Below are 24,774 nucleotides of genomic sequence, written 5' to 3' on the forward strand. Positions count from 1 at the left end.
ATCCTCCCAATCTGATGTTCAATCAAACGAAATGGAATGATGTTTTGTATCAGAAAAATTGAAGGTCGGTTGCCATGAACGCCCCGCTCAATCATCCGCTGCCACTGCTCGATCTCGACGTTTTGCGCACTTTCGTGGCGATTGCCGAGACCGGCAGCTTCACCACCGCCGCCAATGCCGTCTTTCGCACGCCTTCGGCCGTCTCCATGCAGATCAAGAAGCTGGAGGACATTCTCGGCCGCTCCGTGTTCGCGCGCGACGCCCGCTCGGTGTCGCTGACCACGGACGGCGAGATGCTGCTCGGCTATGCCCGCCGGCTGCTGTCGATCAACCGCGAGGTGGTGTCGAAGTTCATCATTCCCGAGATTGTCGGTGTCGTGCGGCTTGGTTCGCCGGACGATTACGGCGAGCGCGTGCTGCCGCATGTGCTGAAGCGTTTCGCGCAGTCGCATCCGTCGATCGCCGTCGACGTCACTATCGACCAGAGCAGCAATCTGCGCCGGCGCATGGACGACCGGGCGCTCGACATCACGCTGCTGACCAATTCCTACAAGACCAGCGCGCTCGGCGCCGAGGTGCTGCTGACCGAGCCGATTGTCTGGGCCGGCGCCAAGGGTGGCTGCGCGCATTTGCGCGAGCCCTTGCCGGTGTCGCTTTGGGAAGAGGGCTGCGCCTGGCGCGCCGGAGCGCTCGATGCGCTTGGCCGCGAGGGCCGCAACTACCGCATCGCCTATATGAGCGCGCACACAGCCGGCCAGCGCGCCGCGATCATGTCCGATCTCGCCGTGGCGCCGCTGCCGAAGTCGTTTCTCGGCAACGACATGGTCGAACTCTGCCCGAAGGACGGCATGCCCGACATCGGCACCTACAATCTGGCGATGGTGGTGGCGCCGGACGCCAGCGCGCCGGTCAAGGCCGTCGCCGACCACATCCGCGCGACCTTCGAAGTGTTCCGGGAAACCGGCAAGTTCTGACCGGCTGGTAAGGACGACAATATAGAGCTACTCCGCCGCTTCGGCGGGGCGCTGTTCAGGCCTTACTCTCGTGTCTTGCACGATCCGGCTCTCCCCGAGAAATTCGACGATGCGCTCGCGGGCGCGCCGGGCCTCCGGCATGTCGATCAGCGGCCAGACGTGGAACATGCCTTCCTCATAGACAAGATCGATTTCAACGCCGGCGGCGCGGGCTTTTTCCGCGAAGATCAGATTGTCGGGCGTCAAAAGATCGCGCGAGCCTGTCAAAAGCAGTGTTCTTGGCAGCACTGACAGATCTCCATAGACCGGGCTGATATGCCAGTCGCTGGGATCGATGCCGGCACTGTACAGACGAATCGCCTCTCGTCCGCCAGCTATGCCCAGCCAAGGGTCGTTGCGTTCCGCCTCGAACACTGCGGGATTGGTGAGCGACACGTCGAGACCCGGCGAAATGAGCACATGTCGTGACGGCAGGGACAGTCCTTCTTCGGCGGCCATCATGGTCAGCACCACAGCCATGTTGCCGCCGGCGGAATCGCCCATGAAGACGATGTCCTCGGCCTCCGTCTCGGCGAGCATCTGCCGGTAAACATCGCCAACCATTCCGAACATGGCGTGGAAATCATGTTCGGGAGCGATTGGATAGATCGGCACCGTGATTGCGTAGCCCAACCGATCCGCCATGTCGGCAATCAGGTGCCAATGATAGGGCGTGATTTCAAAGACATAGGCGCCGCCGTGCAAGTAGAGAATCCGCTTCTGTTCGCCGGACTTGGGTGGGATTTCGTATACGGGGAAGCCATCGACCGTATGCATCTCGATGTCGAGACGCTGGTGTAGCGAGGCGGGCGGCCGGTGGTTCTCGGTCTTGCGCGCGGCCGCGATCCAGCGCTGCAGATTTTCCGGACTGGCAAATGCCTGCTTACGGCTGTGCCGCAAGACAAAAGACACGACATGGCTTTTCAAACTTGGCATGCGAATACACGAACTTCGGCCAAAGCCGACTAAGAGAACCCCCTAGATCGAAAGATTGTGCCGTGGCTGAAAATGTCAAGATTTGCGCCCGCGTCTACACGGCGGTTTGATCCGCGCCGCAGTGGTCAGCGACGCGGTAAAAGTGCGGCTCGCAGCCGGTTGCTGGTGGTCGCCGGGGACATGCGAGGTTCCCGGCGCATGCCGAGCAATTTGCATTTGTCGGCGAAGGTCATCAGCGCGCGGCGCTCCAGATAGCGTTGCTGAGGGATGCCCTTTCACTGGATCGCGGCGACACCGGCCAGCCGATGTCCTTCTGGATTTCGGGCGGCAGGCTGTTCAGCAGGCGCCGCGCCTTGCTGCGGTCATGGGCTTGTCTGATGGCGGTGCCATAGCGGCTCAGGCTTTCGAGCATTGACATCGTTGTCTCCCCTGGAGCGTTGCAGCGGCTGAAAGATATTTCCTGCCTGCCGTTCGATGCCGGTTGAATGCGCCTGCCATGTATCTGGCGAATTTCACGAAAACAGCGTTTTGGTTTCCGGATCAGACGATCCGGAAACATTTGCATGCAAATGAGTTTCGAAAGGTGTTGGCGGGGGCGGGCCGCTTATTCCCGTCCACGCCTCCGCCCCTCGTGGCCTTCGCGCGAACGCCGGCGCGGAGCGGCGTCGCCGGCAACGCCATCCTCGCTGACCGTCTTGCGCGGCGGCAGTTTCACCGCTGCCGACAGTTTCGGGAACGGATCGACCTTGTTGGGCAGCGCCATGGCGTAGACGAAATGCTCCTGGAATTTCGGTTCCAGCGCCGTCTCGATCTTCTCGATCTTGCTGACCGTGTCCTCGATCTCGCGGCGGTAGCCGCGATTGAGCAGCGCCATGCGCGCGCCGGCACCGGCGGCGTTGCCGACCGCCGAGACCTTGTCGAGGTCGCAATCCGGGATCAGGCCCAGCACCATGGCGTATTTCGGATCGATGAAGGAGCCGAAGGCGCCGGCGAAATGGATGCGGTCGACATGCTCGGTGTTCTGCTTTTCCATCAACAGCTTGGTGCCGGCATAAAGCGCTGCCTTGGCAAGCTGGATGGCGCGCACATCGGTCTGGGTGATGGTGATCTTCGGCCCATCTTCCGTCAATGCGGCGGAGCCGTCCTTCAGCACATAGGAGAAGGTGCGGCCGTTGGCCGTAACGCGTGGCGAGCGCGCCGAAAGCCCGCCGTCGATGACGCCGTCCTCGGAAATGATGCCGGCGAGATACATCTCCGCCACCACTTCGATGATGCCGGAGCCGCAGATGCCGGTGACGCCGGTCGCCTGGACGCTTTCCAGGAAGCCCGGCTCGTCGGACCACAGTTCAGAGCCGATGACGCGGTATTTCGGTTCAAGCGTATCGGGATCGATGCGCACGCGCTCGATGGCGCCCGGCGCTGCTCGCTGGCCGCCGGAGATTTCGGCGCCCTCGAAGGCAGGGCCGGTGGGCGAGGAGGCCGCAACCACCCGCTGGCGATTGCCGAGCACGATCTCGGCATTGGTGCCGACATCGACGATCAGCATCATCTCGTCCTGGCGATGCGGGCCTTCCGACAGCGTCACCGCCGCCGCATCCGCACCGACATGGCCGGCGATGCAAGGCAGCATATAGAGCCTGGCGCCCTGGTTGAGCTTGAGGCCGATGTCGGATGCCTTGATGTGCACCGCGCCCGAAACGGCGAGCGCGAAGGGGGCACCGCCAAGCTCGGTCGGATCGATGCCGAGGAACAGATGGTGCATGATCGGATTGCCGACGAAGACGCTGTCCAGGATGTCGTTGCGCTGGACATTGCCTTCGGCGCAGACCTTGTCGACGAGACCCGAGATCGCCTCGCGCACGGCGACCGTCATGCCCTCGCGGCCGTCCGGGTTCATCATCACATAGGAGACGCGGCTCATCAGATCCTCGCCGAAGCGGATCTGCGGGTTCGAGGTGCCCGACGAGGCGGCGACGCGGCCCGACAGCAGCGACACCAGATGCATGGCGATGGTGGTCGAGCCGATATCGCAGGCCAGCCCATAGGCTTCGTTCTTGAGGCCGGGCCAAAGTGCTACGACGCGCGCTGTCTCAGAGTCGGCATCCTTGTAGATGGCGGCGGTCGCGGTCCAGTTGCCCTTGCGCAGGATGCCTTGCACCTGCGGCAGCAGATAAAAATCGAAATCGAGGCTTTTCAAACCCCAATCGTGCATCAGCGCGATCTTCAGCCGGTCGAGATCACCAAGCGGCTTGTGCATGTCGGGTTCTTCGATCTCGACATAGCACATACGGATCGCCGCATCGCGGGCGATGACCCTGGTGTCGGCATCCTTGCGGATGGTCTGCGCGTTGATGACGGTGTCCTGCGGCACGTCGATGACGAGATCGCCGAGGATTTGTGCCGAGCAGGAGAGGCGACGCCGTTCGGGTAGGCCGCGGACGTGCTCATAGCGCTCTTCCTTGGCGCCCTTGGGCGTGATGTGGTCGTTGGAGGAGGTGATCTTGTGCTTGGCGAAATTGCCTTCCTGCACTTCGATCTGGCAACGCCCGCAAGTGGCGCGTCCGCCGCACACACTTTCGACATAGACGCCGAGCTGGCGCGCGGCATCGAGCACCGGGGTGCCGACAGGAAACCGCCCGCGCTTGCCCGACGGCATGAACAGCACGAGCGGGTCGGTGATGTTTGCAGGTGAATTCACGATTGCGCGCTTACCCTCGGCCCATCCGGGCTTCACGGCCGCCACGGCGGCGACCGCCATTGCCGGCGCCGTCGCCCGGCGCATTGACTTGCGTCGGGGCGGCAACGGCCTGGCCGCCTTCGGCCGGCTTGTAATCCTTGTAGGTGCGGATCCAGTTGGTGCAGTTCTCGTCGGTGCCGTTCAGCACATTGGCCCCGCGCACGGCTTCCATTTCCTGCGGCCGCACCGGGTTCATGATGGCCGAGGTCATCCCGGCGCCGATCACCATCGGGATGAAAGCGGCGTTGATGCCGTGGCGATGCGGCAGGCCGAAAGAGATGTTGGACAGGCCGCAGGTGGTGTTGACCTTGAGCTCTTCACGCAGGCGACGCAGCAGCGCGAAGACCTGGCGGCCGGCATCGCCCAGCGCGCCGATCGGCATGACCAGCGGGTCGACGACGACGTCATGCGCCGGAATGCCGAAATCGGCGCAGCGCTCGACGATCTTCTTGGCGACGGCGAAACGCACGTCCGGGTCCATCGAAATGCCGGTTTCGTCGTTGGAGATGGCGACGACCGGCACGTTGTACTTCTTGACCAGCGGCAGGATGGCTTCGAGCTTTTCTTCCTCGCCGGTGACGGAGTTGACGAGCGGGCGGCCCTTGGCAACCTTGAGTGCGGCTTCGATCGCGGCGGTGACGGAACTGTCGATCGACAGCGGCAGGTCGACCAGCCCTTGCACGATCTCCAGCGTCTGCACCAAAAGGCCGGGTTCGGTCTCGTTCGGATTGACCGAGGTGACGCCGGCGTTGACGTCGAGCATGGTGGCGCCACAGGCTGCCTGCTCCAATGCGTCCCTGATGACGGTCTCGAAATTGCCCGCGATCATCTCGGCGGCCAGCTTCTTGCGGCCGGTCGGGTTGATGCGTTCGCCGATCACGCAGAACGGCTGGTCGAAGCCGATGATGATTTCTCGTGTCGCCGAAGCGACGATGGTACGGGTCATAAATTCTCTCCGCCGTGATATAAAGATTTCTTTATATCGTTGTCTGGTTTCGTTCAAGCGAATGGGTGACCGTCCGCGCCGTCAGTGCGCGGTCTTCACCATGTCCACCTGCGTTTCGGTAATGTCGTCGTGCAAGATGCTGTCGAGCCGGTCGGCGACAAGCTGATCGTCGCGGCGGATCTCACGTTTCCATGGCTGGCGGCCCTTCAGCACGCCCGATTCATCGACGATCTCGGCAACATATTCTTCCTGTCGGTAGGCCATCACGTGAACGCCGGAAACACCTGATATTTCCTTCACCTCGTTGATGATGTCGATGCAGAGCTGCTTGCCTTCCTTTTTCTGGTCCTGGGCGCCTTCCAGCCGCTTGATGACAGAATCGGGAATATGGATGCCCGGCACGTTCGAGCGGATCCACTTGGCCGTCTTGGCCGAGGCGAGCGGCCCGACGCCAACCAGGATGAAGCATTTTTCGGTATAGCCGAGGTCGCGCACCTTTTGCATGTAGGTGCGGAACATGGGCACGTCGAAGCAATACTGGCTCTGTACGAATTGCGCGCCGGCGGCGATCTTCTTGCCCAGCCGGTGCGGGCGGAAGTCGATCGGCGGCGCGAACGGATTGATCGCAGCACCCAGGAAAAGCTGTGGCGGCGTCGTCAGCTTGCGGCCGGACAGGAACTTGCCGTTGTCGCGCATGATGCGGCAGGTTTCCAGGAGCGACATGCAGTCGAGGTCGAACACCGGTTTGGCGCCGGGCTGGTCTCCGGCCTGGACGCCGTCACCTGTCAGGCACAGCATGTTGGCGACGCCCATCGCAGCCCCGCCCAGTACGTCGCCCTGGATGGCGATGCGGTTCTTGTCGCGGCAGGCGATCTGCATGATCGGCGCATAGCCCATGCGGGTCAAAAGTGCGCAGATGCCGACCGAGGACATGTGGCAGTTGGCGCCCGATGCATCGACGGCGTTGATGGCGTCGACCCAGCCGTCGAAGATTTTCGCCCTGTTGTAGACGTCTTCCGGATCGGCGCTGTCGGGCGGGTTGAGCTCCGTCGTCACAGCGAACTCGCCGCGCCGCAGTACGCGCTCCAGCCGACCGCGCGAGGTGTGGCCGGGCAGGGGTTCGAGCGGCAGGTGGATGCCGGCCGGGTTTTCGTCGCGCTGGCGGCCGATCATGCCGACGCCCCGGTGCTGGCCGCCTCATTCTTGGCGGCAGCGGCGGCTTCGCGCGCGGTGGCCGCCTGCGCGGTCACCCGCAGCCAGGCCGAGGTTTCACGCAGCGACTGGTCGACCGGCTTCTGCACGGTCAGGATCCTGTCGCTGTGCACCATGTTCTGCGAGCCTTCCCAGGCCTTGACCCAGACGCAGGGCATATCGGGCTCGACCTCGCAATTGCCGTTGGCGCGGACACCGCCGCAAGGGCCGTTGCGCAATTGCTTGGGGCAGTTCATTGGACACGACATGCCTGTCGAGGACAAGATGCACTGGCCGCACATGCGGCAGTCGAACATGAAGCCCTTGACGCGCTTCTCGACAAATTTGATCGGCCCTTCGACACGGCCATAGCCTATGCCTTTCCATAAGGGATGGAGGAGCAGGAACATGTCGGCGAATTTGGCGTAGAACCATTCGAGTAATCGCGAGTGCCGCACCGACCATAATCTGACCGCGAAGGAACGCTGCACGCGCCGCTGCGGCGATACGTCGGCCGGCTTGTAGTCGGATTTCGGCGCTGCCTTCTTGACCAGAGTGGCCTGGGTAACAGCCGGCCTCTCCTTGGCAGGAATGGTTTCAGACATTTTCTTTGCCGCCCGCCTTGACCAGAGCGACCAGCCGCTCGCGGTCATATCTCGTGTCGATGTCGTTGAATGCCTTCTCGACTTCGGCTTCGAGGTCGTCGCCGACCGGAATGGGATCGGCTTTGCGCCATTCGGCCAGATAGTCGTCTGTACCGCCGGCGCCGGTGCGCATGGCGCACATGTCGATCGCCTCGGTAAAGCGCAGCGGCAGTTCGCGCTTGGCGTTCTGCCGGCCCTTCTTGACGATCACCTGGGCAGGGATGTCGCGCCAGTAGACGACGATCAGATCGGCCATGAATTCTCACTCCTCGAACTATCGAGCATTGCCGCAAGCGCAGTGGTGCCGCTTGTTATGGGACGACGCGCGCGCATTCAAAAGCGACGCATTTCGATGTCGTAAAATGAAAGGTGGGTTTATTCGTTTGCGGCGTGTGCCGGCGCCCGGTCCAGCGCGTCGGAAACGCTGGCGCGCAGTATGCCGTCCAGGACGAAAAACGCGCTACCAGATGCCAGTTCTGAGGCCCGTCCAGACGTAGAACCAGATCGTCGGATGATACCAGAGTTTCGAAGGCAGGCCGGGATCGATCGTCGTGAGTTTTCCAGCCAGTGCATCGCTGACAGCCTCGACGCAGATGTCGCGCGAGAACGCCGTCTGGCGTAGCGCGTGACTTGAGATGGTGTCGCCTTTTTTCGATCTGCCGCGCGCCTGCTTCAGCACGCCACCAGTGTCGACGCCAGCGTCGACGAGGTGGACAGTCGTGCCGAAATTCTCCGCATCGCCTGATACCAGAGCCCAATAGCCGCCATTCATGCCGCGATATTTCGGCGTGATGCCCGCATGGTAGTTGAGCACCGGGCAGGGCATTTTGCTCAGCATCTCAGCCGAGATTAGTCGGCAACCGTTGAGCAGCACAACGCCTGGCCGGATCTTCTGGATCGCCTGCAGGCACTCAAGCCCATTGGCCGAGGCTACCGGGATGATCTCCTGGCCTGGTCGCGGCTCAACCTCCAGCTTCTCCTCGGCAATCAGTCGCGCGCTATGGCCGGCCAGGAATCGCTTGCCCAACCTACTCAGTACCATCGTGCCAAGCTGGCCGATGGCGGAAATCCAGCCTTGGCGGCGAGCCCGGCCACGCAGCAATTGCTTTTTGGATTCAGGCGTTTCGAGGACGACGCTGACAGGACCTACGCGGTCGGCGATCGCATTGATCATAGCCCAGACATGCTGGCCGCCTCCGGTGACGACCACGATCGGACGCGTATTGGATTCTGATGCTGCCATGGATCTTGCCCCCTCCAAGCAACCGTTCTCGACAATAGACGGGATGCTAGGGTGTCCGGGTTAATCCTTGGTGATCAGCTCTTCGATACACAGTCAGCGCTTGAATTCGATGATATCGAGCTTCGATTCATAGTAGGGCGCCGGAAATTCGATGCGCCATTCCTTGGCGCTGTTGCGGAAGGCGTAGCCGACCTGGTCGGTTTGCGGACCGCTGCCATAGGGCTTTGCCGGATCGCTGTTGACATAGAAGGAGCCGAGATAGATCGCGCGTTTCTCGCCATCGTCGAAGAAACGGCCCCTGGTGCGCTGCGAGCCGCTGATCTTCTCCAGCCGCCAGCCGGAACCGTCATCGGTCACCTTGCACTTGAACCAGCCATAGATGACGAGCGGCAAAGGTCCGCCGGCCTTGATGGTGCGGCACTGCCAGTTGCCGGTCAGGTCCTTGTCGGAAAAGGCCACCAGCGGCTTTGCCAACAGGGCATCGAGTTGCTTGACCTCGGCCGGGTTGCCTGTCTTCGCCTCGGCAAGGGCTGCCTTGCGGGTCTCGCCATATTTGTCGAGCCGCGTCTTGTCGGCCGGGGTGATGAGTTTCTGTATCTCGCCGTCGGCATGGGCGGGCAGGGCCAAACAGAGGAGGCCGAGTGCAGCTATCAAGAGGCGAGGGGTCATCAGTGCGTTTCCATGGCTGGCAGTCTGTTTGCTTGTGGCGCACACCTTACCCGTCCACGGCGGCCTGTCATCTAGCCTTGAGTCATCGCGGGGCAAGAATTGCTTCAGGCGCCTGCAGCCGCCTGCGCCATCCCGGCCGTCAGGTCGCCATAACCGGTGGCGCGGCGTTCATAGACGAGATCGAGCATTCTGGCGGCTTTTTCGGCGACCTTGTCGAGTTCCGGATCGTTGGTCTGGGCGAGGTAGATCAGCTTCTCGTAATTGCCGAAATAGTCCTTGATCAACTCCGGGTGCTTGTCGAGGCCGAGCGGTTTCATGAAGAAAGCGTCGAACTGCCGGCAGAGGAAGTCGGTCATGTAGAACGACATCATGTCGTCGTCTGCGACTTTCGCATAGGCCTCCATGCCCTGGTAGAAGGCGAAGCAATGCGGGCCGGCCATGCGCTCGACGCCATGCTTCTCGCAGATGCGGTCGAGCAGACCGCCGGTGCCGCAATCGGCATAGCCGACGAAGATGTTGCTGTAGCCTTCGGTCTTGGCTTTTTCGATCGCCTTGTCCATGGCCGGTGCGATGCGGTCCGGGTAGAAATGGAATTCCGCCGGCAGGCAGGTCAGGTCGAGGTGATCCAGCCCGAGCTGTTCCTTGACGGCCAGAACTTCGCGCGCAATCATCCCGCAGGCGATGACGAGCAGCCTGTCGTCTTGATTCGGTTTCGTTTTTTGCGTCTTGGCCATGGAACCAGTCGAGCGGCCTTCGTTGTTGTGGCGCTAATTTATCTGTTGAGGGAGACACCGTCCATGAAACTGCTGCGCATCACGCCGATTGCCATCCTGGCCTGCGCCTTGGCCCTTGCGGCCTGCGCGAACACCGTCCGTGGCGTCGGCAGGGATGTCAAATCGACGGCCAAGGCGGTCGAGGACACCGTCACCAAGCCCTGATCCGCACGCGGCCACCTCATCATTTGGTAACAAAAAAGCCGCGCGGCAAGGGCGCGGCTTCTCCTGTCGTCCAGGCCGAATTGGCCAATCAGGCCGAAGCGCGCACATTGTGCTTGCGCTTCATGAAGTCCTTGGCGGTCTCGACCGCCACCGCCGCGTCGCGGCAATAGGCATCGGCGCCGACGGCCTTGCCGAATTCCTCGTTCAGCGGTGCGCCGCCGACCAGCACGACATAATCGTCGCGGATGCCCTTTTCCTTCATCGTGTCGATGACGACCTTCATATAGGGCATGGTCGTGGTCAGCAGTGCGGACATGCCGATGATGTCGGGCTGGTGCTGTTCGATCGCATCGAGATATTTCTCGACCGCATTGTTGATGCCGAGATCGATGACGTCGAAGCCAGCGCCCTCCATCATCATGCCGACAAGGTTCTTGCCGATATCGTGGATGTCGCCCTTGACGGTGCCGATGACCATCTTGCCTTGCTTGGGCGCGCCGGTGGCGGCGAGCAGCGGGCGCAGGATGAACATGCCCGCCTTCATCGCATTGGCGGAAAGCAGCACTTCCGGCACGAACAGGATGCCGTCGCGAAAATCCTCGCCGACGATGCGCATGCCTTCGACCAGCGCCTCGGTCAGCACCTTGTAAGGCGCCCAGCCGCGCTCGAGCAGGATGTTGGTGCCTTCTTCGATCTCTTCCTTCAGCCCGTCATAGAGATCGTCGTGCATCTGCTGCACCAACTCGTCGTCGGAAAGTTCGGAAAGGATGATCTCGTCGTCGGACATTTGTATCGAGCTCCTGCCGGCATCGCGACCATGTCGCAAGGCACATATCTTCGCGTTCATACCTAACCCGCTGAGGGCATGTATCCATAGCTGATTTGCGACTTCCCGCAAAAGGAAAGCGACCGTAACTCTCTTGGAATTCTTGTCGATTTTGCGACAGGCGTTGGCGCTGGCGGGCCGTTTCGAATAGGGTGCATGGCTACGATCTGGCAAGAAGCGGCGAGAGCAGCCGCTATGGATTCCAGACAAGAACAGATTCAGGGAAGAACACCATGAGCGAATACGCGGCAGTCGATCAGGAAGCGTCAAACGCGCGACGTGGGCGCGGCGCCAGCGGCGGGGCTGCTGCCCGGCGGGCCGCGCGTTCGGGCGGAGGCCCGGGCACGCAGCTCACCTACATCAAGCGCAAGATCAACGTTTACGAGGTGCTGGACGAGGAAGGCCTGGCGCTGATCGAGAAGAACACCGACACGGTTCTCGAGGAGATCGGCATCATCTTTCGCGACGATGCAGAAGCGCTGCAACTGTGGAAAGAGGCCGGCGCCGACGTCAAGGGCGAGCGCGTGCATTTCCCGAAGGGGCTGTGCCGTTCGCTGCTCAAGACCGCACCGTCCGTCTACACCCAGCACGCCCGCAATTCCGAGCGTTCGGTGCAGATCGGTGGCAATGCCACCGTGTTCGCGCCGGTCTATGGCCCGCCCTTCGTGCGTGACCTCGACGGTGTCAGGCGCTACGCGACGATCGAGGATTTCCAGAATTTCGTTAAGCTCGCCTATATGGCGCCGTCGATCCACCATTCGGGCGGCACGGTATGCGAGCCGGTCGATGTGCCGGTCAACAAGCGCCATCTCGACATGATCTACAGCCACATCAAATATTCCGATAAGCCGTTCATGGGCTCGGTGACCGCGCCGGAACGCGCCGAGGACACCGTCGCCATGGCCAAGATCGTGTTCGGCGACGATTTCGTCGAGAACAACACGGTGCTGACCAGCCTGATCAACGCCAACTCGCCGATGGTGTTCGACGAGACCATGCTCGGTGCGTTGAAAGTCTATGCGCGCCACAACCAGGCCTGCATCGTCACGCCGTTCATCCTCGCCGGCGCGATGAGCCCGGTGACGGTGGCCGGCACGCTGACGCAGGTTCTGGCCGAAGTGCTGGCCGGCGCGTCGTTCACGCAGCTCATCCGGCCAGGCGCGCCGGTGCTGTTCGGCACCTTCGCCTCGTCGATCTCGATGCAGTCCGGGGCGCCGACCTTCGGCACGCCGGAGCCGTCGCTGGTGTCTTATGGCGCCGCACAGCTGGCGCGCCGTCTCGGCCTGCCGTTCCGCACCGGCGGCTCGCTCTGCGCGTCCAAGGTTCCGGATGCACAAGCGGCTTATGAAAGCGCCAACACGCTGAACTCGACCATCCTGGCCGGCACCAATTTCGTGCTGCACTCGGCCGGCTGGCTCGAGGGCGGGCTGGCCTCCTGCTACGAAAAGTTCATGATGGACATCGACCAGCTCGGCATGACGCAGAAATTCTCCGAAGGCGTCGACCTGTCGGAAAACGGCCAGGCGATGGACGCCATCCGCCAGGTCGGGCCGGGCAGCCACTATCTCGGCTGCGACCACACCCAGGCCAATTTCCAGACCGCCTTCTACCGCTCCAACATCGCCGACAACAATTCCTACGAGCAGTGGCTGGCCGAAGGCGAGAAGACAGCGCCGCAGCGCGCCAACGAACTCGCCCGCCGCTGGCTGGAAAGCTATGAGGCGCCGCATCTCGATCCGAGCATCGACGAAGCGTTGAAGGACTTCATCGCCAAGAAGAAGGGGTCGATGCCCGACGCCTTCACTTGAAAGGAGCCCGAGTCAGGCGGGGCTAAAGTCGCCAACATCATCCACAAGGAAGTCTGGCGGAGCGCGTTCTCCGATCCGGACAAGAAGGGATGATTACGCCCGCCGGCAGCGTTGACCGCATTGCTGCGGCGCTTCTCGCCAACGGCCTTGTCCTTCGCGGCGGCTTCAATTTTACGCCAAGCGATGTGCCGCCAACGGGATCATCGGGTGCGCCGGCAGCGGCCGTCCTGCTGGTGGGGCAGGCGGGCGCGGCACCCTGGCCGCATTTCCTGCGTTGGTGGGAGCAACAGCCACAGGCAATCGCCAATCCGCTCGACACATGGTCGCGCGAAGTGATCGGCGCCGTGGCGCAGGATTTTGGCGCACGGGCGATTTCTCCGTCGGACAAGCCCTATCTGCCGTTCCAGCAATGGGCAATGCGGGCGGAGGGGCTGAAACTGTCGCCGCTCGGCATCCTCATGCATCCGCGCTACGGGCTATGGCATGCCTACCGCGGTGCGCTGCTGTTCGAGGACGAAATTCCAGTTCAAGTTGCCGAGGCAGCGCCCCACCTTTGCGATAGCTGCGTCGAGAAACCCTGCCTGAAATCCTGCCCGGTCGACGCCTATTCCGCGCAAGGATTCGCTTATCAATCCTGCCTGGCGCATGTGGGGGGAGCGCATGGCGAACCCTGCCGCAGCGGCGGTTGCCTTGATCGCAATGCGTGCCCCTATGGCGCGGGATACCGCTATCCGCCGGAGGTCCAGGCGTTTCACATGGCGAGCTTCGCACGAGCCACCAGCTGATCCGTTCCCATTGCGTGGTGCTCGTTGGCTTCGATGAGCATCTTGACGGCAGCTAGAAGCAGGCCTATTCATCAAGTCATCTGATGACTTATGAATAGGCCTATGCAACCCGCCACCAGAACCAATCTCACCGACAGCGCCACCAGCAGCCTGCGTGCGGAGATCGTCAGCGGCCGCTGGGGCGTCGGCGAGCGCATTCCCAATGAGGCAGCCCTGACCGAGCTTCTGTCGGTCAGCCGCGGCACGGTGCGCGAGGCGGTGCGGGTGCTGGTCTCGCAAGGATTGCTGGATACGCGCCAGGGCTCGGGCACATATGTGCGCTCTACCGTCGATGCCTCTGCCGCGCTCGACCGGGTCAAGCGCACCGGCCTGCGCGATCAGTGGGAGGCGCGGGCGGCGCTCGACCTGGAGGCGGCACGGCTCGCCGCCATGCGCCACACGCCAGCCGATCTTGAGACGATGCGGCAACTGCTTGCCGAACGCGGCACCGTCGCGGGCGGCGGAAGCGATGCCTTCATCCGGCGCGATCTCGCTTTCCACAAATCGGTTGTCGCGGCGTCCGGCAACAAAGCGATGATGGAGCTCTACGACTTCTTCACCGCCGCCATCACCGAGACCATCCATGCCACCATCGACGGCGATCTGCCCGAACCGGACCACCAGGCGCATGCGGCTATCGTCGACGCCATTGCCGCGAGCAATCCCGAGCGCGCCGTTGCCGCCGTTCGCGCCTTCATGGCGCCGGTGCTTGCCCAACTTGAAAGACTGCTTTCGCAATGAACCAGAGTTTTCGTCAGCCTGACCCGACGGCGCAATCCGCCGCCATCGAGGGTCTGGAACTCATCGATGCCGAGGCCGACAGCCTGCCCGTGCCGCAGCCGCCTGAACTGCGCAGCCGTGCGGCGCGCATCGTGCTTGGCGCGAGCCTTGTGCTGATCGCCTTCAGCCTGCGGCCGCTGTTTTCCAGCCTGTCGGTACTGCTGCCCGAGGTGATGCAGGCAACCGGACTGTCGACGACGGGCGCCAGCCTGCTGACGACGCTGCCCGTTCTGTGTCTGGGTCTGTTCGCGCCCTTCGCGCCAAGATTTGCCCAGCGCTATGGAGCCGAGCGCACTTTGCTCGGGGCGCTCATCTTGCTGGTGCTGGGAACCGGCCTGCGCTGGTTCGGTACGGTTCCCCTGCTGTTTGTCGCCACCTTCCTTGCCGGCGGCGCCATTGCCATCGGCAATGTGCTGCTGCCGGGCCTGGTGAAGCGAGATTTCGCCGACAAGGCCGCCGTCATGACCGGGCTCTACACCATGGCGCTCTGTGCCGGCTCGGCGGCCGCCGCCGGCTTCACACTGCCGATCGAGCATTTTGTCACCGGTTCGTGGTCCGGGGCACTTGCTGCCTGGGCGGTGCCTACACTGGTCGTGCTTTTGATCTGGATTCCGCAGGCGCTGGGCAGCCGTCGGCAGGTCAGTCATCGGGGCTTTCGCGTCGTTGGTCTCTGGCGCGATCGCCTGGCTTGGCAGGTGACGCTGTTCATGGGCCTGCAGTCGGCACTTGCCTATTGCATCTTCGGTTGGCTGGCGCCGATCCTGCGCGAGCGTGGCTTCGATGCGGCCACCGCCGGCGCCATGGTTTCGGTGTCTGTCATGGCGCAGGTCATCACCTGCCTCGCCGTGCCGTCCTTCGCGATGCGGCTGAAAGACCAGCGCGGCATCAATGTGGCGCTCGTTGCCACGGCGGTGATCGCGCTGCTCGGCATTCTGTTCGCACCGACCTCGACCGTGCTGTTCTGGGCGATCCTGCAAGGCATCGGGCAGGGCGGCCTGATCGCGGCTGCCATGAGCCTGATCGTGCTGCGTTCGCCGGATTCGCATGTCGCCGCGCATCTTTCAGGTATGGCGCAAGGCGTCGGCTATGTGCTGGCGGCATTCGGCCCGCTGCTGGTGGGCCTGATCCGCGACTGGACCGGCAGTTTTTCGGGAACGGCGTTCCTGTTCGTCGCGCTCGGGCTTGGCGTAGCCATTATGGGGCTCGGTGCCGGCCGCGCGCTGCATGTCGGTGCGCGGACGGTGCGAGAAGGCTAGCAATAGCGTCACGCAATCCCGCACGAAATTTTGACTGCCATGCTCAGGGAGCGCCTTGCCGTATAGGCTTGCGCGGATATGTATCGCGCATCTGTCGAACGGAGCGAGCGATGACGAAACACGACCTTCAGATCAAGACCAGGGATGGTGTTGCCAATGCCGGGCTTTTCCGCTCGGCAAACGCATCTCCTGCCAAGGCCGGCGTCATTCTCTATCAGGACGCCTTTGGTCCGCGGCCGGCGCTCGACAGTATGGCCGAGCGACTGGCGAATGAAGGCTATGCGGTGCTGGTGCCCGACCTGTTCTACCGCAATGCACCCTACGGGCCGTTCGACGCCAAGACCGCCTTCGCCGAGGAAAAGACCAAAATCCCGCTGATGGCGCTGGTCACCGGCACGACGCAGGACATGACCATCAGCGACAGCGGTGCGTTCCTCGATGCGCTTGCTGCCGAGGGTATTACCGGGCCGATCGGCACCATCGGCTATTGCATGGGCGGCGGTCGATCATTGAATGCGGCTGCAACCTATCCCAAACGGATAAAAGCGGCCGCAAGCTTCCATGGCGGCAATCTGGCCGGCGACGCCGCCGACAGCCCGCATCGCAAGGCAGCCTCGATCAAGGCGCGCGTCTATGTCGGCACATCCGGCGTCGACAGGAGTTTCCCGCCGGAACAGTCGGCGCGGCTGGTCGAGGCGCTCAGGGTTGCGGAAGTAGATCATGTCATCGAGAACTATGCCGGCATGGCGCATGGCTGGTGCGTGCCCGATCATAGCGTTTTCAATGCCGCGGGCGCGGAACGCCACTGGAAGCGCTTGACGACGTTGTTCGCAGAGACGCTGATCTGAGCCTTTGCCTGGCTGTTCTTGCCTGTTGGCTGTCCGCCCCGTTCGCGGTATCAGGCAGCACAAATGCGCTGCGCCGGATGAGTGGGCCGAGCGGGAACGAACAGCCTGATGCAATCCTATGATGTCGTGATCATCGGCGCGGGTGCCGCCGGAATGATGTGCGCCGTGGAGGCGGCCAAGCGCGGCCGTTCTGTGCTGATCCTCGATCATGCGGCGGCGCCTGGCGAGAAGATCCGCATCTCCGGCGGGGGCCGGTGCAATTTCACCAACATCCATGCCAGCCCGAAGAATTTTCTGTCGGGCAATCCGCATTTCTGCATTTCGGCGCTCAGCCGCTATACGCAACGCGATTTCATCGCCCTCGTCGAACGCCACCGCATCGCCTATCACGAAAAGACGCTTGGGCAGTTGTTCTGCGACGGCTCCGCACGCCAGATCACCGACATGCTGGTCTCGGAAATGCAGGACAAGGGCGCCGAACTGGTGCTGTCGACCAGCGTTGAGGATCTCCGCAAAACCGTGGAGGGGTTTGTGCTCACTCTCTCCACGGGCACGATTAGGTGCCAGTCTCTGGTCGTGGCCTGCGGCGGCAAGTCGATCCCCAAGATGGGGGCGACCGGTTTCGGCTACGAGCTTGCCGAACGGTTTGGGCTTGCCATCGTCGAAACGCGGCCGGCGCTGGTGCCGCTGACCTTCGACGCAAACACGCTCGAACGGCTGGCGCCGCTGGCCGGCAACGCCGTCGACGCGGAAGTCGCCTGCGGCAAGACGCAGTTCTCCGAAGCGATGCTGTTCACGCATCGCGGCGTTAGCGGACCATCCATCCTGCAAATCTCGTCCTATTGGCGCGAGGGCGACGAAATCCGCATCGCCATGCTGCCGGGAGTTGATGTGGCGGACCTCATTCGTAGTGCCAAGCGCGGTAATGGGCGGCAGGCGGTGCAGACCGTGCTGGCAAATCACCTGCCGAAGCGGCTGGCGCAGTCGATCGCCGAACGCACCGGGATCGATGGCAATCTCGCCGATCTTTCCGACGCCCAGATCAAAACCATAGCTGCCGCAGTCAATGACTGGCGCATCAAGCCTGCCGGTTCTGAGGGCTACCGCACCGCTGAAGTGACACTGGGCGGGGTCGACACCAACGGGCTGGACCAGAAGACGATGCAGGCGAAATCCGTGCCGGGCCTGTTTTTCATCGGCGAAGCCGTCGATGTCACGGGTTGGCTGGGCGGTTATAATTTCCAGTGGGCATGGTCGTCGGGCTGGGTGGCAGGCCAGGCAGCATAGACTTACTTCCGTGGCTTCGCCCCAGTAGCTGCCGGCGCCTTTTTCTTCTTTTTGGCCTTGTTGTAATCGATGGCGGCCCGGACGAGCTCTTTCAAAGCGCTCTCATTGAGCGTGTCGCCCTTGAACACATCGATAGCCCGCCACACCTTGCCGCCAAAACCATTGTTGAACAGCCTGTCGGGATCCGGCAGGCTGGCGCCATGGGAAAAGGTCAGCTTCACCTTGTCCTTGTGGGCGTTGCCGACCACGATGTTGCCGTCGAGGCACCATACCGGGCTGCCCATCCACTTCCACTCCTCGATGATGTCCGGGTCGGCTGCAAGGATGGTCTTGCGGATGTCGGCGAGCGTCTCGCCGCGCCAGTCCGAGAGACCGGCGATCAGCTGGTCGATCTGTTGCGAGGGGGTCATTTGCGTGTCTCCTGTGCGTCGACGCGTTCAACCGCTGCCTGTCACCAGCGCGCCAGTTGGGTAATCTGAACGAGGTTGCCGCAGCTGTCGTTCAGCTGGGCGATGGTTGAACCGGTCACCTCGGTCGGCGGCATGGTGAACGCGCCACCCTTCGCCTTGATGCGCTCGTAGTCGCCCCTGACGTCGTCGGTGAAGAACATGACCGCAGGCTGACCCTGCTGGAAGATGGCTTCCTGATAGGCCTTGGCGGCCGGGTTGTCGTTGAGCGCGAGCTGCAGTTCGGTTCCATCAGGCTCTTCAGCCGAGGTCACTGTCAGCCAGCGATAGGGCCCGTTGCTGAAATCGGCCTTCTTGGTGAAGCCCAGCACGTCGGCGTAGAAGCGCAATGCGTTTTCCTGGTTGTCCACATACACGCTGGTCAGCTTGATCTTCATCGCTCTTTCTCCTCTGTCGTATTCTTGCGTCTGTGGCCGCTACGGGGTCCAGCCGGGCAGGGCGGCGGCCTGCTTGATCCATTCCGCCATTTGCGCCTCGTCGAACCGGTCTTCGCGGATGTCGATCCAGCGCACATCCTTGCTCTTGGCCGTGCCGCCTGGTGGGATCGGTTGCAATGAGATGCCACTGAAAAAGGTCATCTTCACATAGTGGGTGAAGACATGGAAACTCGCGAACCAGCCCTGGCCTTCGATGCCGTAGAAGGGTGAGTTCCATCGCACGGCCTTGCGGACGTCAGGCACGTTGCCCACGATGAGCGCGTCGAGGCGCTCGCCCAGGCCGCGCTTCCAGTCCGGCATCGCAGCGATATAGGCCTGCACCGGGGCGTCGCCGTCGCCCTTGGCGATTTGCGGGTTGCCGCCGGAGAGCAGCACTGGCGCAGCCTTGGCCTCGGTCGATTGTCCCTGCGTCCTGGCCACTCTGCCCCACTCCCTATCCGCCGGCACGCTGCACGCCGCGTCCCTTGGCGGCATAGGGCAGCACGAACATGTACAGGCCGCTGAGCAGCAGCAGGAGGAGCGGCAGGAGCGGCGAGTAGACCACCCAGGCGGGAGGCTGCCTGAATGCCATGGTGGCGAAGTTGGCGATGACGGTCAGCGCAAAGATGATCGACAGCCAGCGATGCATTTGCCGAACCCACTTGTTCCAGTCCAATAGTTCCTCCTGTCAAAACAACCGGTGCGGACCACCGATCCGCACCTGCGAGTTTCAATCTATCCGCGCCAGGACCTGACTCAGATTTGCAAAGTACTGCCGCCACCCGCTCGTCGCGCCCCGATACGCCTGCTCCTGATCCGGCCGGAAGCCGGACTGTTCCATACGCAACCGGGTGCCTGTGCTGGTCGGCACGAGGGTCCAGGTGACGACACTCTCAAGGCCATAGGCCTGCCACGTGTAGGACAGTGTCTTGTTCAACTCGACGGCTGTTACCTGACAGTCCACAACGATGCTCACGTCAGGTTGCGGTTCCTTCCGCAGCTTGAAACGGTGGTCCACGACTGGCTTGAAGTCGTTCTTCATCAGCCATTCCTCGATCAGATGCGGTTGGGTCAGCGCGCGCCAGATTTTTTCCGGCGGATAGGGGATCTCACGTTCGACGATGACAGAGCGCGTTTCGGTCGCAATGTTGGTCATTGGTCCATTCTTTTGAGCAAATTTTCGAGATCGTCGAACCGGCTCTGCCAGAACGCGTTCATCTGGTTCGTCCAGTCGGTCAGTGGGGAAAGTGCTGCCAGTTGGGCGCTGTAATGGGTCTGCCGTCCTTGATGGCGGTCGCGCACCAGCCCGGCCTGCTTGAGGACGCCGAGATGCTTCGACACCGCAGGTTGAGAGACCCCCGACTGAGCCGTCAGGGCGCCGACCGTCTGCTCGCCTTGCCGGCACAGGCGCTCGAAGATCGCGCGACGCGTCGGATCGGAGAGCGTTCTGAAGAGGACATCGTGAGCGTTCGTCATCCGGGATCGATAACCCTGTGGCTATTGATTACGTATAACTGTCGAGATATGGATATGTCAAGCGGGGGTGTTGGCGGTCCCGATCCGGCGGTTTCCAAAAAAATCTTTCCATTGCCCCAAGGATTAGCCATTAGCGTTCGTCCAACAGGCAAATGATGGCGATGATGCTGGATGAGAGCGAAGCCTCCGACGCCGAACTGATCGGGCGGGCGAAGGGCGGAGACAGGAGGGCCTTCAGCACATTGCTGGAAAGGCACTATGACTTCGTCTATCGCGCCGCCTATCGCTGGTGCGGCAGGAAGGCCGATGCCGAAGACATCGCCCAGGAAGTCTGCGTCAGGCTGGGCAAAGCGATCCGCGACTATCGCGGCGGCGGCGCCTTCACCACATGGCTCTATTCCGTGACGATGAACGCCGCGCGCGACGTGATGAGAAAGTCCGCCCGCGAGACCGTGAAGACTGAGGCCTATGGCGTCCATGCACTGATCTCGGGCGAGGCGTCGGTCGAACCGGAAGACCCTGCCGAAGCGTTATGGGCGGCCGTCCGGCGATTGCCGGACAAGCAGCGCGACGCGGTGCTGCTGGTCTATGGCGAAGGGTTGAGCCATGCGGCCGCGGCCGAGGCGATGACAATCTCGGAGACGACGGTTTCCTGGCACATCCATGAAGCGAAGAAACGGCTGAAGACGCTGATGCGCGCGGCCGGGGAAGTGTGACCATGGTTGACGACAACGAACTCAACAGACTGCGCGATATAGCGGCGCCGGCGCCCGCCAAGGATGCCAAGGCACGTGCTTTCGAAGCCGCCCTGCGTGCATACGATCAGGAAAATATTTCTGCCGTTACCCAAGGATCGGTTGGCGGGCTTCGTCTCACAGAGCGAGCACAAAAGCTCTGGAGCGAGATCATGCAAAAGAAACTCATTGCCACGCCGGTTCTTGCCGGGCTCGTCGCCCTGCCGATCGCCGGATACGCCACCTTCCATATGCTGAGGGAACAGCCGCCGAAATTCGGCGGCGACGAGAAAATCACCGAGACGCTGGCCGACAAGCCGGCGACCGTCAAGCCGACGACCGCCGAGCCGAAGCCGGCTCCGACCGGGCTGGAGACGGACAAGAAAGCCGACGCCGATGTGGAAAGCCGCGACGCGACCGATGCGCTTGTGGCGCCGGCCTCGCCGCAGAAATCCGAATCGACCGTTGCTTCCGGCGCGGCACAACAGAATGCACTGGAGCGCGGTGTGCTGGCCGAGCCTGCGCCACCGGCACCGACAGGCGAATTCGCATTGGATGGCGCCGTAAGTGCGCCCAGTACGTCGCGGGCCCGCATGCCGGCCGAGTCCAAGCTGATGGCGCCGCAGCAGCCGTCGACCTTGCCGGCCGACCAGATGCAGCCGCAACCGGAAAACCGCGACCGCATCGAGGATTTCAAGACCAATCCGGTGCATGCGGCACTCGAGGATCCGGTCTCGACCTTCTCGATCGACGTCGACACAGCCTCCTATTCCTTCGTGCGCAGCTCGCTGAAGCAGGGCACCCTGCCGCAGGTCGATACTGTTCGCGTCGAGGAGATGATCAACTACTTCCCCTATGACTGGAAGGGTCCGGAGTCGGCCTCGACACCATTCAACTCGACCGTCAGCGTCATGCCGACGCCGTGGAACACGCATACCAGGCTGATGCATGTCGCCATCAAGGGTTTTGACGTCAAGCCGACCGAGCAGCCGAAGGCCAATCTGGTCTTCCTGATCGATGTCTCGGGCTCGATGGACGAGCCGGACAAGCTGCCGCTGCTCAAATCGGCTTTTCGGCTGCTGGTCAGCAAGCTGAAGGCCGACGACACGATCTCGATCGTAACCTATGCGGGTGACGCCGGCACGGTCCTGGAGCCGACCAAGGCGTCCCAAAAGGACAAGATCCTCAGTGCCATCGACAATCTGACGCCCGGCGGCAGCACGGCCGGCGAGGCGGGCATCAAGGAAGCCTACAGGCTGGCGCAGAAATCCTTCGTCAAGGACGGCGTCAACCGGGTGATGCTCGCCACCGACGGCGACTTCAATGTCGGCCAGAGCGACGACGACGATCTGAAGCGGCTGATCGAAAAAGAGCGCAAGACCGGTGTCTTCCTGTCGGTGTTCGGCTTCGGCCGCGGCAATCTGAACGACCAGATGATGCAGACCATCGCCCAGAACGGCAACGGCACCGCCGCCTATATCGACACGCTGGCCGAAGCCGAGAAGGTGCTGGTCGAAGATGCATCGTCGACGCTGTTCACCATCGCCAAGGACGTCAAGATCCAGGTCGAGTTCAATCCGAACAAGGTCTCGGAATATCGCCTGATCGGCTACGAGACCCGCGCCTTGAACCGCGAGGATTTCAACAATGACCGCGTCGATGCCGGCGATATCGGCTCGGGCCATTCCGTCACCGCGATCTATGAAATCACGCCAAAGGGCAGCGGCGGCGAACAGATCGACGCGCTGCGTTATGGCCAGGCGTCGGTGGACAATGGCGGCGTTGCCAATGCGGACGAATATGCCTTCGTCAAGATCCGCTACAAGCTGCCGAATGAAGACGTCTCGAAGCTGATCACCACGCCGGTGACCTCGGCCAACGAGATCTCGTCTTTCGACCAGGCCAGCACCGACCAGCGCTTCTCCGTCGCGGTCGCCGCCTTCGGCCAGAAGCTGCGCGACGAGGATGCGACCGCGAAGTTCGGTTACGACAAGATCATGGAGATCGCCACTGCCGCTCGAGGAGCCGACCCGTTTGGGTACAGGTCCGAGTTCCTCTCGCTTGTGCGCCTTGCCTCGGCGCTGGGCGGTAATCGGTAGTGGTGATGACGGCCGGTTTCTTTCAGATGGGATCGTTCTGACAGGGGAAACCGACCGCGGGCGGGTGAGGCATGCCGGCGAGGGGTTCATTCCCTTGCCGGCCTTTTTTCGGAGAATCTCCAGGTCGTTAAATTGCGCGGCATTTCCGGTAGCGGATCGCAACCCCCTGCTTGTTACGCAGGACAGGTGTACCGGGCTTGAGGGAGCCGAAATTGCAGATCAGGACTATCGCCAACTCGACACCGCCGGCACGAGATGCTTCGGCGGTTTCATCGGCCCCATCATCGGAATCCAGGCGTATCAGTGACGATGTCGCGCAGGCGCGCCACACCGCCATGTCGGCGCTGACCAACGACCGCTTCCGCATCATGCTGGAGCAGATAACCGATCCGGTTTCATCCGGCGCGCTGATGACGATGCACAGCGACAATGTGGTCGACTTCAAGTCGGCGCAGTCGAGCTACGCCGACAACAGCGAATAATCGAAACCGATAAGCTCAGGCCCGGCTGCGGCGGCGCTCGCGGCGGGCTTCGCTGGTCTCGGCGGTATTTTCCGTCGCCACCTTGTTGCGCATCGGGCCGATGCGCTCGACGATCGCGGCAACCGTCGGACGATCCGCCTTGGTGTGCGCGTCGAGCGCCTTGCGCATGGCGGCAAGGTGCTGGAACGAGGTGCCGCAGCAGCCGCCGATTATTTTGGCGCCGCCATCGACGGCGAGCCTGACATAGTCGGCCATCAGTTCGGGTGTGCCGGAATAATGGATTTCGGTGCCGCGGAATTCGGGAATGCCGCAATTGCCCTTGACGATCACCGTTGCCTCCGGCTTCGCCTCGGTCATGTCGAGCAGCGAGGCCAGGATGTCAGACGCGCCGACGCCGCAATTGGCGCCAACGCCAAGCGGCGCCTGCGACAGCCCGTCGGTGACGCCGTGGATATCCCTGGGTAGCAGGCCCATCATGGTGCGGCCGGCGGTGTCGAAGGAACCGGTATAGGTGTAAGGCAGGCCGACGCGGATGGCAGCCTCGGCGGCGGCGCGGATCTCGTCGGGAGCAGACATCGTCTCGATCCAGGCGACTTCGGCGCCGCCTTCCTTGAGACCCTCGATCTGCTCGGCGAAGGCGTCGACCGCCTCGTCGTAGGTCATGGCGCCGAGCGGCACCAGCAATTCGCCGGTCGGGCCGACCGAACCGGCGACGATCACCTTGCGGCCGGCCTTGTCGGCGACAGCACGGGCGATCTCGGCGGCGCGCTTGTTCAGCGCATGCACACGGTCCTGCGCATGATGCAGCTTCAGCCGGTGGCGGGTGCCGCCGAACGAGTTGGTGAGGATGATGTCGGCCCCGGCATCGACGAAATTCTGATGCAGGCTGGTGATGGTGTCAGGCGCCGTCTCGTTGAGCAACTCGGGCGCCTCGCCGGCTTCCAGCCCCATGGCGAACAGGTTTGTGCCGGTGGCGCCATCGGCCAGCAGCACGCCCTTTTCGGCCAGCAGAGCATCGATCGGGTTGGTGGTCGTCATCGGATTGGCTTTCATGTTTCGAAGTCGAATAAGGATATAAAGAAGTCTTTATGTGTAGTCAATGGAATGGCGGCAACGCGGCCACCAATGCGGAGGCCGGTTTCCGTCCGAAGGAT

At 62.5% G+C, this 24,774-nt stretch carries 29 protein-coding genes; 11 read left to right on the forward strand and 18 right to left on the reverse strand.

The window, feature by feature from the left end:
* Positions 1-74 precede the first annotated feature (74 nt).
* On the forward strand, positions 75-974 hold the full coding sequence (locus tag EN990_RS19830; RefSeq protein ID WP_013531163.1) for a LysR substrate-binding domain-containing protein: 900 nt from the start codon (positions 75-77) through the stop codon (positions 972-974).
* A 27-nt stretch (positions 975-1,001) separates the two neighbouring features.
* On the opposite strand, the gene EN990_RS19835 is transcribed toward EN990_RS19830, so the two are convergent.
* The 10 genes from EN990_RS19835 to EN990_RS19880 form a co-directional block, all read right to left on the reverse strand.
* The gene (locus EN990_RS19835) at positions 1,002-1,949 is read right to left on the reverse strand and encodes an alpha/beta hydrolase (protein WP_127370350.1); all 948 of its coding nucleotides are present in this window, start codon (positions 1,947-1,949) and stop codon (positions 1,002-1,004) included.
* A 232-nt stretch (positions 1,950-2,181) separates the two neighbouring features.
* Positions 2,182-2,367 (reverse strand): hypothetical protein, encoded by a 186-nt coding sequence (locus EN990_RS19840; protein ID WP_027160508.1) that lies wholly within the window; start codon positions 2,365-2,367, stop codon positions 2,182-2,184.
* Positions 2,368-2,553: 186 nt separating this feature from the next.
* The gene (locus EN990_RS19845) at positions 2,554-4,707 is read right to left on the reverse strand and encodes an ASKHA domain-containing protein (protein ID WP_063172386.1); all 2,154 of its coding nucleotides are present in this window, start codon (positions 4,705-4,707) and stop codon (positions 2,554-2,556) included.
* Complete coding sequence (locus EN990_RS19850) at positions 4,658-5,632, reverse strand: methyltetrahydrofolate cobalamin methyltransferase (RefSeq protein ID WP_013531167.1); 975 nt, start codon at positions 5,630-5,632, stop codon at positions 4,658-4,660. Before EN990_RS19850 ends, EN990_RS19845 begins: the two co-directional genes overlap by 50 nt.
* 81 nt (positions 5,633-5,713) lie before the next feature.
* Positions 5,714-6,805 carry a methylenetetrahydrofolate reductase gene (locus EN990_RS19855; protein WP_013531168.1) on the reverse strand — a complete coding sequence of 364 codons (1,092 nt, stop codon included), beginning with the start codon at positions 6,803-6,805 and terminating at the stop codon, positions 5,714-5,716.
* Positions 6,802-7,428: a methylenetetrahydrofolate reductase C-terminal domain-containing protein gene (locus tag EN990_RS19860; RefSeq protein ID WP_013531169.1), complete on the reverse strand. Its 627-nt coding sequence runs from the start codon at positions 7,426-7,428 to the stop codon at positions 6,802-6,804. The genes EN990_RS19855 and EN990_RS19860 overlap by 4 nt, the downstream gene beginning before the upstream one ends.
* The gene (locus EN990_RS19865) at positions 7,421-7,723 is read right to left on the reverse strand and encodes a virulence factor (RefSeq protein ID WP_013531170.1); all 303 of its coding nucleotides are present in this window, start codon (positions 7,721-7,723) and stop codon (positions 7,421-7,423) included. The genes EN990_RS19860 and EN990_RS19865 overlap by 8 nt, the downstream gene beginning before the upstream one ends.
* Positions 7,724-7,927: 204 nt before the next feature.
* The gene (locus tag EN990_RS19870) at positions 7,928-8,710 is read right to left on the reverse strand and encodes a formyl transferase (protein ID WP_027160505.1); all 783 of its coding nucleotides are present in this window, start codon (positions 8,708-8,710) and stop codon (positions 7,928-7,930) included.
* A gap of 93 nt (positions 8,711-8,803) precedes the next feature.
* Positions 8,804-9,379, reverse strand: coding sequence for a DUF4893 domain-containing protein (locus EN990_RS19875; RefSeq protein ID WP_013531172.1), 576 nt, complete (start codon positions 9,377-9,379; stop codon positions 8,804-8,806).
* A gap of 104 nt (positions 9,380-9,483) precedes the next feature.
* Positions 9,484-10,113, reverse strand: coding sequence for a DUF1638 domain-containing protein (locus EN990_RS19880; RefSeq protein ID WP_127370317.1), 630 nt, complete (start codon positions 10,111-10,113; stop codon positions 9,484-9,486).
* Here EN990_RS19880 and EN990_RS36820 point away from each other — a divergent pair.
* The gene (locus EN990_RS36820; protein ID WP_318011966.1) at positions 10,099-10,317 is read left to right on the forward strand and encodes a hypothetical protein; all 219 of its coding nucleotides are present in this window, start codon (positions 10,099-10,101) and stop codon (positions 10,315-10,317) included. The genes EN990_RS19880 and EN990_RS36820 overlap by 15 nt on opposite strands.
* 88 nt (positions 10,318-10,405) lie before the next feature.
* Here EN990_RS36820 and EN990_RS19890 read toward each other — a convergent pair whose 3' ends face one another.
* Positions 10,406-11,104, reverse strand: a complete 699-nt coding sequence (locus tag EN990_RS19890) for a cobalamin-binding protein (RefSeq protein WP_013531175.1) — start codon at positions 11,102-11,104, stop codon at positions 10,406-10,408.
* 272 nt (positions 11,105-11,376) lie between these two features.
* Between EN990_RS19890 and EN990_RS19895 the strand changes: the two genes are divergently transcribed.
* From EN990_RS19895 to EN990_RS19920, 6 genes are all read left to right on the forward strand, one after another.
* The gene (locus tag EN990_RS19895) at positions 11,377-12,951 is read left to right on the forward strand and encodes a trimethylamine methyltransferase family protein (protein WP_127388352.1); all 1,575 of its coding nucleotides are present in this window, start codon (positions 11,377-11,379) and stop codon (positions 12,949-12,951) included.
* Between the two features lie 89 nt (positions 12,952-13,040).
* Positions 13,041-13,736: a 4Fe-4S dicluster domain-containing protein gene (locus tag EN990_RS19900; RefSeq protein WP_127384784.1), complete on the forward strand. Its 696-nt coding sequence runs from the start codon at positions 13,041-13,043 to the stop codon at positions 13,734-13,736.
* Positions 13,737-13,838: 102 nt separating this feature from the next.
* Positions 13,839-14,516 (forward strand): FadR/GntR family transcriptional regulator, encoded by a 678-nt coding sequence (locus EN990_RS19905; protein ID WP_064993722.1) that lies wholly within the window; start codon positions 13,839-13,841, stop codon positions 14,514-14,516.
* The gene (locus tag EN990_RS19910; RefSeq protein WP_127368725.1) at positions 14,513-15,811 is read left to right on the forward strand and encodes an MFS transporter; all 1,299 of its coding nucleotides are present in this window, start codon (positions 14,513-14,515) and stop codon (positions 15,809-15,811) included. Before EN990_RS19905 ends, EN990_RS19910 begins: the two co-directional genes overlap by 4 nt.
* Positions 15,812-15,921: 110 nt before the next feature.
* Positions 15,922-16,659 (forward strand): dienelactone hydrolase family protein, encoded by a 738-nt coding sequence (locus EN990_RS19915; RefSeq protein ID WP_127368724.1) that lies wholly within the window; start codon positions 15,922-15,924, stop codon positions 16,657-16,659.
* A gap of 108 nt (positions 16,660-16,767) precedes the next feature.
* Positions 16,768-17,946 (forward strand): NAD(P)/FAD-dependent oxidoreductase, encoded by a 1,179-nt coding sequence (locus tag EN990_RS19920; protein ID WP_127368723.1) that lies wholly within the window; start codon positions 16,768-16,770, stop codon positions 17,944-17,946.
* A 2-nt stretch (positions 17,947-17,948) separates the two neighbouring features.
* Here the strand turns inward: EN990_RS19920 and EN990_RS19925 are convergent, their stop codons facing one another.
* From EN990_RS19925 to EN990_RS19950, 6 genes are read right to left on the reverse strand one after another with little or no spacing between them, the layout of a single operon-like run.
* Positions 17,949-18,356: a DUF1801 domain-containing protein gene (locus tag EN990_RS19925; protein WP_024501305.1), complete on the reverse strand. Its 408-nt coding sequence runs from the start codon at positions 18,354-18,356 to the stop codon at positions 17,949-17,951.
* Positions 18,357-18,397: 41 nt separating this feature from the next.
* Positions 18,398-18,790, reverse strand: a complete 393-nt coding sequence (locus tag EN990_RS19930; RefSeq protein ID WP_024501304.1) for a VOC family protein — start codon at positions 18,788-18,790, stop codon at positions 18,398-18,400.
* 39 nt (positions 18,791-18,829) lie between these two features.
* The gene (locus EN990_RS19935) at positions 18,830-19,270 is read right to left on the reverse strand and encodes a DUF1801 domain-containing protein (protein WP_064993719.1); all 441 of its coding nucleotides are present in this window, start codon (positions 19,268-19,270) and stop codon (positions 18,830-18,832) included.
* 13 nt (positions 19,271-19,283) lie between these two features.
* Positions 19,284-19,505: a hypothetical protein gene (locus tag EN990_RS19940; RefSeq protein ID WP_013531185.1), complete on the reverse strand. Its 222-nt coding sequence runs from the start codon at positions 19,503-19,505 to the stop codon at positions 19,284-19,286.
* Between the two features lie 54 nt (positions 19,506-19,559).
* Positions 19,560-19,985 (reverse strand): SRPBCC domain-containing protein, encoded by a 426-nt coding sequence (locus tag EN990_RS19945; RefSeq protein WP_013531186.1) that lies wholly within the window; start codon positions 19,983-19,985, stop codon positions 19,560-19,562.
* On the reverse strand, positions 19,982-20,305 hold the full coding sequence (locus EN990_RS19950; RefSeq protein ID WP_013531187.1) for a metalloregulator ArsR/SmtB family transcription factor: 324 nt from the start codon (positions 20,303-20,305) through the stop codon (positions 19,982-19,984). The genes EN990_RS19945 and EN990_RS19950 overlap by 4 nt, the downstream gene beginning before the upstream one ends.
* 155 nt (positions 20,306-20,460) lie before the next feature.
* Here EN990_RS19950 and EN990_RS19955 point away from each other — a divergent pair, with 155 nt between their 5' ends.
* The 3 genes from EN990_RS19955 to EN990_RS35515 all read left to right on the forward strand — a co-directional run bounded on the left by EN990_RS19955 (position 20,461) and on the right by EN990_RS35515 (position 23,620).
* A complete protein-coding gene (locus tag EN990_RS19955; protein ID WP_013531188.1) occupies positions 20,461-21,021 on the forward strand; it encodes an RNA polymerase sigma factor in 561 nt (186 codons plus the stop codon).
* 2 nt (positions 21,022-21,023) lie between these two features.
* A complete protein-coding gene (locus tag EN990_RS19960; RefSeq protein ID WP_127384785.1) occupies positions 21,024-23,138 on the forward strand; it encodes a VWA domain-containing protein in 2,115 nt (704 codons plus the stop codon).
* 212 nt (positions 23,139-23,350) lie between these two features.
* A complete protein-coding gene (locus EN990_RS35515) occupies positions 23,351-23,620 on the forward strand; it encodes a hypothetical protein (RefSeq protein ID WP_024501300.1) in 270 nt (89 codons plus the stop codon).
* A gap of 15 nt (positions 23,621-23,635) precedes the next feature.
* On the opposite strand, the gene bmt is transcribed toward EN990_RS35515, so the two are convergent.
* The gene (gene bmt, locus EN990_RS19970) at positions 23,636-24,658 is read right to left on the reverse strand and encodes a betaine--homocysteine S-methyltransferase (RefSeq protein ID WP_063173709.1); all 1,023 of its coding nucleotides are present in this window, start codon (positions 24,656-24,658) and stop codon (positions 23,636-23,638) included.
* Between the last annotated feature and the right edge of the window lie 116 nt (positions 24,659-24,774).

Source organism: Mesorhizobium sp. M7A.F.Ca.US.005.03.1.1, assembly GCF_003997975.1.
GTDB lineage: Bacteria > Pseudomonadota > Alphaproteobacteria > Rhizobiales > Rhizobiaceae > Mesorhizobium > Mesorhizobium ciceri.